Origin of the sequence: Bacillus cereus group sp. BfR-BA-01356 (assembly GCF_022663635.1) — a bacterium.
GTDB lineage: Bacteria > Bacillota > Bacilli > Bacillales > Bacillaceae_G > Bacillus_A > Bacillus_A cereus.
The window spans coordinates 1-8,152 of the sequence record NZ_JAKUFX010000193.1; the positions used below are offsets into that span (position 1 = coordinate 1).

The following is an 8,152-nucleotide window of genomic DNA, read 5'->3' on the forward strand; positions in this document are numbered from 1 at the left end:
ATCTAGAAATATCTTGAGACGTCCAAGTATTTTCTTTATTACTGGACTCTTATTAGAGAGTAAAACTAAGCCTGAGATAGGGCTTAAATATTAATATACGAGGGGAATAAAGAGAAATGGAACTCCAGTTTCAAAATGTATATCAACAGGTAGAGAATTGGTATGTGTTGGATTCGGAGCTTCCTTGGGATGTCAAAAAGTTGAGAGAGGATTTGTTTTCTCTTATTGAAGTATGTAAAACGCCCGTTATTTTTTGTGATACGTGTGATGCAAATGATGTGCTTCTATCATTAGGGGAAGAGGAAGAAGAGTTCCTATTCCCGGTAGGTGGTTTTTATCATAAAGAAAAGCAATTAATTTTCGTTTGTATGTGGGAAGAGTATGAGCAAGTTCTCAAAACGCTACTGCATGAATTCCGCCATGCGATGCAGCATAAGAGAGATATATTGTATGTGGGAAGTGAACGGTACGAAGAGCGGTGGATTGAAAAAGATGCGAGGAAGTTCGCGGAGAGGAAATTAGATGAATATAAGAGTAGAAAGTTAATGTAAAGCATAGTGGAGAAATAGCGCTGTGCTTTTTATGCTTATTAAAAATAAGTATTTGACTTTTATTAAGTTTAGTTCTAAACTAATGATATGAAACGAGCGAGGTGATGAAATGAAAACAGAAGATAGACTAGGGCTACTATTATGGTTTCGTTTGTCACGCTTTTATAATAAGAGTATTCGTGAGACGAATCAGCATTTGAAAAAATGGAATATATCTGCCGCCCAGTTTGATGTGTTAGCTCAAGTTGGAGGACATAATCGTTTAACGCAGCAAGAACTTGGGAATAAGCTATTTGTTACGAAAGGAAATGTGACGCAGCTTTTAAATAAAATGGAGCAGCTTGAGTGGATTCATCGTGAGCAAGAGGGTACTACGAAATATATTTCGTTAACAGAAAAGGGCAGAGCTTTATATGAGGAAATTGTTCCACCTCAAGAAACGTTCCAAGCAGAGAAGTTTCATAATTTAAATATAGAAGAACAAAATCAATTATTAACACTACTAAAAAAGTTACAGTAAGAAAAAAATTTTAAAATAAATCTCGAATTCGAGATAGTATGAGGTGAAGGATATGTTTAGAAAAGTTGATCATAAAAATATGGGCAGAGCAAATCATGGTTGGTTAAATACACATTTTCATTTTTCTTTTGCCAATTACTACAATCCAAATAACATGAGCTTCGGATCGTTACGTGTTATTAATGATGATCTAGTAGCGGCACAAACTGGTTTTGATATGCATCCGCACCGTGATATGGAGATTATTTCTTACGTTGTAGATGGTGCTTTAACACATGAAGACAGCATGGGAAATCGCGGAACGATTGAGCGTGGACATGTTCAATATATGAGTGCTGGCACGGGTGTATTTCATAGCGAGCATAATTTAGGCGATGAAACGCTGCGTTTATTACAAATTTGGATTTTACCAGACCGCGCAGATCATAAACCAAACTATGGTGAGTTTAAATTTGATTGGAGCAAGCGTAAAAATGAATGGTTCCATATGGTATCTTCAGTAGAAGGAAATGCACCAATTCAAATTCACCAAGATGCGAATTTATATTCTTTATCATTAGAGGCTGGAAAAGAAATTCATTTTCCAGTGAAAGAAGGCCGTCAATTGTACCTTGTACAAATTGAAGGAAGCAGTGTAATAAATGGTGAAACGTTTGTTATGCGGGATGCAGCAGAAGCGGTAGAAGAAGATATTCACATTCAAGCGAAAGAGCAATCACACTATTTAGCAATTGAATTGAAAAAACAATAAAAGGTTTATAGAAAAGAGGACATCCGATAGATGTCTTCTTTTTTTGATTGGAATTGTCTGAAAAATGTTTCTCAAATTTTTGGTAGAGGTATCGGCTGGGAAAATAAGAATTGTATAAAAGTGTCAAAAATCTTTATGGGAATGGGGAATGTTATAGTGAAAAAGCAAGTCATTTCATCAGCATTAGCGTTAACTGTTATCGCCGGGGGATTTGGAGCGTTTGGGGCAACGACAACGAAAGCGGAAGAACAAAAAATTCAATATCATCAAGAATTTAAAACACCTGCATACATAGGTGAAGAATGGAAAGCACCGGAAGGACTAGATAAAAAAGAGACAGTCTTTCAATACTTAGAGAGTAAGAAAGATATGTTTAAATTAGCAGGAAATATTGAAAAGCATTTTAATATCGTTGGGGAAGAAAAAGACGCTGAATCTGATACGACACATGTGAAGCTAGTTGAGAAACATAATAACATTCCTGTGTACGGTTCTGATCAAACTGTTACACTTGATAAAGAGAATAATGTAAAAGCATTCTTCGGACAAGTTATTCCGAATTTAGATGATAAAAATATTCCTGCAGCTGCAAGCATTACTGCGGAACAAGCAGAAACAATTGCAAAGGCAGATATTGAGAAAGAAATTGGTAAAGTAAAGAGTTATGACGGTGTGAAAAAAGATTTATTTGTATATGAAAAGGACGGTAATTACTACCTTGCATACTTAGTTAAGGCATCGATTTCAAAACCAGCTCCAGGATATTGGCATTATTTTGTTGATGCAACGAATGGAAATGTTATTGAGAAATATAACGCTGTAGATAACATTACTGGATTTGGTTACGGAGTATTAGGTGCTAGACAATCATTTGAAATTGCTCAAGATACGAAAACAGGACAATTCAACTTGTTTGATGGTAAACGAGGACAAGGTGTTCATACATTTGATGCAGAAAATATGGACGAGAACTGGTTTAATTTATTCTCACAATGGCTTGGATATACAGGAGAAGAAGTTGAAAGTAAATCTAAGTTCTTCGAAGATAAAGCTGCAGTTGATGCACATGTAAATGCAGGAAAAGTATATGATTACTACAAAAAGACATTTAATCGTAACTCTTTCGATGATAAAGGTGCGAAGCTTATTTCAACTGTTCACGTAGGTACAGCTTGGAATAACGCAGCTTGGAATGGTGTGCAAATGATGTACGGTGATGGCGATGGAAAAACGTTCATTCCATTATCTGCTGGACTTGATGTTATCGGTCACGAATTAACGCATGCTGTAACTGAACATACAGCAAACCTTGTTTACAAAAATGAGTCAGGGGCGTTAAATGAATCGTTATCTGATATTATGGGTGTTATGGTTGAGAAGAAGAGCTGGGATTTAGGTGCTGATATTTATACACCTGATAAACCTGGTGATGCACTTCGCTCTCTTAAAGACCCAGCGTCTATTCCAAATCCATTAAAACCAAGTGAAGGTTACCCAGATCACTATAGTAAACGTTATACTGGAACAGCTGATAATGGCGGTGTTCATATTAACAGCAGTATTAATAATAAAGCTGCTTATTTAGTATCTGAAGGCGGAGATCATTACGGCGTGAAAGTAACTGGAGTGGGCCGTGAAGCGACAGAAAAAATTTACTACCGTGCTCTTACGAAATATTTAACTGCAAACTCTGACTTCAAAATGATGCGTCAAGCTGCTCTTCAGTCAGCTGAAGATTTATATGGTAAAAACTCTAAAGCTGTACAAGCTGTAACGAAAGCTTATGATGCAGTAGGTGTAAAATAATAAGAGAAAAGACCTGACATCCTAGTCAGGTCTTTTCTTTATCCCGCTATCCGCAAATGATGAAATTTCCACTTTATTTAGTCGCGAATACCTAATGCGATTTTCGCCATACGTGACATACGTTCTTTCGACCACGGTGGATTCCAAACGACATTTACTTCTATTTCATTAACTTCAGGTACGTTTGTTGATAATACTTTTTTAACGTCTGATACGATTTGCCCAGCCATTGGACAACCGATAGAAGTCATAGTCATCGTAATGACAGCATTATTATTTTCATCTGCTGTAACATCATAAACTAATCCAAGATTAACGATATCAACACCTAGTTCAGGGTCAATAACAGCCTCTAAATTGGCAAGTAATTTATTTTCAAATGCTTCTTGTGACATAAGCAGCCCCTCCTACACTTTAATGATATCGATTCTCATTATAACGGAAATGAGCATAATGTGCAGGAAATGAGCTCAAAAAAATATCCCTCTTTCAAAGAAGGGATATTTTTTGAACATCTATTCTGTTTTAAAATGAGATACGAGTTGATCTAACTCTTCAACTGTTTGTTTCATTTTTCTAGCAGTTACTGTCATTTCATTCATAACAATAACTTTCTGTTCAGCAGATTGTGCCGTTGCGGCAGTTTCGCTCGATACTTCAGTAGAGATAGAAGCGATGTTATTAAGTGAAGCATTCATTTCTTCAGCACTTGCAGCCATTTCTTCAGCAGTTGCTGATATATCTTGCATTTGAGTAGATACTTTATTTACTTGTTCCACAATTGTTGTGAAAGAAGTACCAGCTTCACGAATAACATTGATACCTTCAAATGCTTCAGAACGGCCTTGAGACATCATAGAGCTAGCAGTTTCTGTATCATTTTGAATTTGATGTAGTAATTGATTAATGTCTGTTGCAGCTGTTTTAGATTGTTCAGCAAGCTTTCGAACTTCGTCAGCTACGACAGCAAATCCTTTTCCTTGCTCACCAGCACGAGCTGCCTCAATAGAAGCATTTAAAGCAAGTAAGTTTGTTTGCTCAGCAATATTAGAAATAGATTGTACAGCAGTATCAATATATTTCGTATGAGTGATTAGACGTTCAACCACTTCTGACGTAGCATTTACAGCTTCGTGTATTGTTGTCATTTGTGAAACAGATTTTTGGATAACGGTACTTCCATCGCTAGCATGTTCAGATGTGGCAACAGCAAGCTCCGCTACAGATGAAGCAGATTCAGCAATGCGCTGAACACTTACTGCCATATCATCCATTGCAGTTGAACTTTCTTCCATACTAGAAGTTTGTGATTGAATACTTGCATTTAAGTTGGACATCGAGCTTTGGACTCTTAATGTCGCCTCACGTGATGTATTCGTTTTTTCTAGCATATTTTCAGAAGCAGTTTGTACTTCCACTGATGTTTTTTGAACACGATTAATGATATGTTGTAGGTTTTCTAACATTTTATTAAATGATGTTGCGATAGCACCTATTTCATCGTTGCTATTTACTTGTAGACGTGCCGTTAAGTCACCTTCTTGAGAGGCCAATTCTTTTAGTTTCGTGTCAATTTGTTGAATTGGTTTCACCAGTTTACCAGAGAACCACCATGCAAGAATAATTGCAACGATAATACATACAACAAGTGATAAGAAAATAACATATTCGATTAAGAGTGCAGATTGATCAATTTTTTCAATAGATTGTTCACGTAATTTAGCTTGTTCATTACTGTAATTTGTGAAGTCACCAATTACTTTATAGACCGTTCCGTTTTCTGAAGAAGCTACTTGTAAAGCTTCTTCCCATTTTTGGTCTTTTGCAAGAGTGAATACTTTTTCTTCAATGAACTTTCTCCAAGTAGACCCTAATTCCATTGTGCTTTTTACGGACGAAGAAAGATTTGGATTAGAAAGAAGTTTATCTTTTGAATCCTCAAGACGTTTACTCATCTCATTAAACTTGTCTAATTCGACTTGATCATGTTGTAGTAAATAACCTCTTAAAGCAGAGAGCTGTACTTGATAAGCGTCTCCACGCTCTTTCAATTCTGTTGCCAGTGGAGAAATTTCTTTTTGTAATGTTTCAGCTTTACGAGATTGGTCGATAGCAAAAAATAAAATAAATGCTAAGGCGACACCAAATAAAGCGCAAATCGTTCCCATCATGAACATAAGTTTTTTTCTGATACTTACAAAATTCATATAATTAAAAGCCTCCTTTGTGAAATCTTAGTATTGGAATTAATAAATGTAAAAAATTGAAAGAAAGCTTTACTCCAGTTGGAATAAAGCTTTCTTATTTCCTTTAGGAATTATAGCAGACGGAATGAGAGATAGAAAGAGATATTTTAAAGTGAAAAAAGAGAGACTGTAAAACTTTCATTCCTATACCTTTGAGCTCGTGTCATTTTCACTTTAAGCGTTTGTTTTGAAATGAGAGACGAGAATTTCAAGTTCTTGTACGATTGTTTTCATTTCAGATGATTTGTTAGCCACGATACTCATTTTGTTTACTTGATCACCAGCCGAATGCGCTGTTTGTGATGTTTCTGCAGCAACTTCGTTTGAAATAGAAGCGATATTATTTAAAGCTGCGTTCATTTCTTCAGAGCTTGCAGCCATCTCTTCAGCAGTTGCAGACATTTCTTGCATTTGTGTAGAGACTTTGTTAATGTGGTTAACAATTTCTGAGAATGAAGATCCGGCGGTACGAATAACCGTAATTCCTTCAGAAGCTTCTGCTTGACCTTGTGTCATCATGTCATTTGCTATTTTTGTATCAGCTTGAATTTGATGAAGTAAATGGTTAATGTCAGTTGCGGCTAGTTGAGATTGTTCAGCAAGTTTTCGAACTTCATCGGCAACAACAGCGAATCCCTTTCCATGTTCACCAGCACGAGCTGCTTCAATAGAAGCATTTAAAGCGAGTAAATTTGTTTGGTCGGCGATATTCGAAATAGATTGAAGTGCAGTATCTATATGATTTGTATGTGTAATGAGTCGCTCAACTACTTGTGATGTAGCGTTAACAGCTTCGTTAATTGTATGCATTTGTGTAATAGATTTCTCAATGACTTTATTCCCATCATCTGCTTTTTCTGAAGTTGTGACAGCTAAACTAGTAACAGAAGAGGCGGACTCAGCGATACGCTGAACACTCGTTGCCATGTCATCCATTGCGGTTGAACTTTCTTCAATGCTAGAAACTTGTGAACGAATATTGTGTTCAAGAGTATTCATAGTTTCTTGGGTTCTTGCGGTATTTTCCATAGAAGCGGTTGTTTCGATAAATACATTTTCGGAAGCCTCTTTTACACTTGTTGATGTTTGTTGAACTTGTTTTATTATATGCTGTAAGTTAGTGAGCATTTGATTAAAGGAATTTGCAATGTCACCAATTTCATCTTTACTTGTTACGTGTAATCTAGCCGTTAAATCTCCATCTTGAGAAGCTAATTCTTTTAACTTCTCATCAATTTGTCGAATTGGTTTAACAAGTTTACCAGAGAACCACCATGCTAATAAGATAGACGTTAATGTACATGTAATGAGTGAGAAGAAAATAATATATTGAATAAGTGATGAAGAAGACTCGACATCAGCAATTAATGCGTCACGTTTCTCATTCTCTTCATTTGTATATTTATTAAAACGACCTAAAAGATCATTTACATAATCTGTTTGTGATAAAGCAATTTTGGATGCTTCTTCCCATTTTCCTTCACGCGCAAGAGGTAGTACCTCATTATCTATGACGCTACGCCATTTTCCCCCCATTAAAATAGCTTCTTTCATTCCTTCTGGGAGCTTCTTGTCACTTGTTACTTTCTCTCTAGTATCAGCTAATTTTTTCCCTTCTCGATTGAACTTATCTAATCCTTTTTGATCATGTGATAGCAAATATTCTTGTAAACCAGCAACTTGTGCTTGGAACCAATCGCCACGTTCTTTTAAAATCGTCGCTCTTTTTGATACATCATTTTTTAACGTTTCGATTTCACTTGCTTGATTCATGGCGAATGAAAGAATAACAATAAGAGCAATGCTAAATAAAGAAGAAATGCTTAAGAGTGTGAACAGTAGTTTTTTTCGAATACTAACATATTTCATCGTTACCCCTACCCTCATTTAAACTATTTATTATGATTTATAGATATTTAGAACGAAATTAATAAAAACATTATTATGAAGTTATTAATCTGTTCAATGAAAATTATAGCAGATAATGGAAGGAGTCAGATTGGTATTAGAAAAAGTTCTTAAAATGTATACATTTGCATATCATAAAATTCATAAATAAATATTAGAAATGCTATTGAAATTTGAAATGACATCATGTATACTTCTAATTAGTTGATAACGATTATCAGTATCAACTAAAAACATTACTCTTCGTTATGTGGTCATACCCCATCCCTATCAAGCTAATAGTTTTAATTACCCCATAACGAAATTTTTAGCATCGTTAACTATTGATAATGATAGGTTATGTTAATAAAAATTGTATGGGTGATATATC

General features: G+C 35.5%; 7 protein-coding genes. 4 read left to right on the forward strand and 3 right to left on the reverse strand.

The window, feature by feature from the left end; translation table 11 throughout:
* Positions 1-116: 116 nt before the first annotated feature.
* The 4 genes from MR168_RS31340 to MR168_RS31355 all read left to right on the forward strand — a co-directional run bounded on the left by MR168_RS31340 (position 117) and on the right by MR168_RS31355 (position 3,628).
* A complete protein-coding gene (locus MR168_RS31340; RefSeq protein ID WP_000422801.1) occupies positions 117-551 on the forward strand; it encodes a DUF3920 family protein in 435 nt (144 codons plus the stop codon).
* Between the two features lie 109 nt (positions 552-660).
* On the forward strand, positions 661-1,071 hold the full coding sequence (locus tag MR168_RS31345) for a MarR family winged helix-turn-helix transcriptional regulator (protein ID WP_000845466.1): 411 nt from the start codon (positions 661-663) through the stop codon (positions 1,069-1,071).
* Between the two features lie 52 nt (positions 1,072-1,123).
* Positions 1,124-1,822, forward strand: a complete 699-nt coding sequence (locus tag MR168_RS31350) for a pirin family protein (protein WP_000488964.1) — start codon at positions 1,124-1,126, stop codon at positions 1,820-1,822.
* Between the two features lie 156 nt (positions 1,823-1,978).
* On the forward strand, positions 1,979-3,628 hold the full coding sequence (locus MR168_RS31355; RefSeq protein ID WP_033685825.1) for a M4 family metallopeptidase: 1,650 nt from the start codon (positions 1,979-1,981) through the stop codon (positions 3,626-3,628).
* Between the two features lie 77 nt (positions 3,629-3,705).
* On the opposite strand, the gene MR168_RS31360 is transcribed toward MR168_RS31355, so the two are convergent.
* The 3 genes from MR168_RS31360 to MR168_RS31370 all read right to left on the reverse strand — a co-directional run bounded on the left by MR168_RS31360 (position 3,706) and on the right by MR168_RS31370 (position 7,743).
* A complete protein-coding gene (locus MR168_RS31360; RefSeq protein ID WP_000076422.1) occupies positions 3,706-4,023 on the reverse strand; it encodes a metal-sulfur cluster assembly factor in 318 nt (105 codons plus the stop codon).
* A 120-nt stretch (positions 4,024-4,143) separates the two neighbouring features.
* Complete coding sequence (locus tag MR168_RS31365) at positions 4,144-5,835, reverse strand: methyl-accepting chemotaxis protein (RefSeq protein ID WP_016123721.1); 1,692 nt, start codon at positions 5,833-5,835, stop codon at positions 4,144-4,146.
* Between the two features lie 213 nt (positions 5,836-6,048).
* On the reverse strand, positions 6,049-7,743 hold the full coding sequence (locus tag MR168_RS31370) for a methyl-accepting chemotaxis protein (RefSeq protein ID WP_086412656.1): 1,695 nt from the start codon (positions 7,741-7,743) through the stop codon (positions 6,049-6,051).
* Positions 7,744-8,152 lie beyond the last annotated feature (409 nt).

What these genes read in the sequence shown, in the direction of transcription:
- MR168_RS31350 (WP_000488964.1), top strand. Translation starts at nt 1,124, where the DNA reads ATGTTTAGAAAAGTTGATCATAAAAATATGGGCAGAGCAAATCATGGT.
- MR168_RS31365 (WP_016123721.1), bottom strand. Translation starts at nt 5,835, where the DNA reads ATGAATTTTGTAAGTATCAGAAAAAAACTTATGTTCATGATGGGAACG.
- MR168_RS31370 (WP_086412656.1), bottom strand. Translation starts at nt 7,743, where the DNA reads ATGAAATATGTTAGTATTCGAAAAAAACTACTGTTCACACTCTTAAGC.
- MR168_RS31345 (WP_000845466.1), top strand. Translation starts at nt 661, where the DNA reads ATGAAAACAGAAGATAGACTAGGGCTACTATTATGGTTTCGTTTGTCA.
- MR168_RS31340 (WP_000422801.1), top strand. Translation starts at nt 117, where the DNA reads ATGGAACTCCAGTTTCAAAATGTATATCAACAGGTAGAGAATTGGTAT.
- MR168_RS31360 (WP_000076422.1), bottom strand. Translation starts at nt 4,023, where the DNA reads ATGTCACAAGAAGCATTTGAAAATAAATTACTTGCCAATTTAGAGGCT.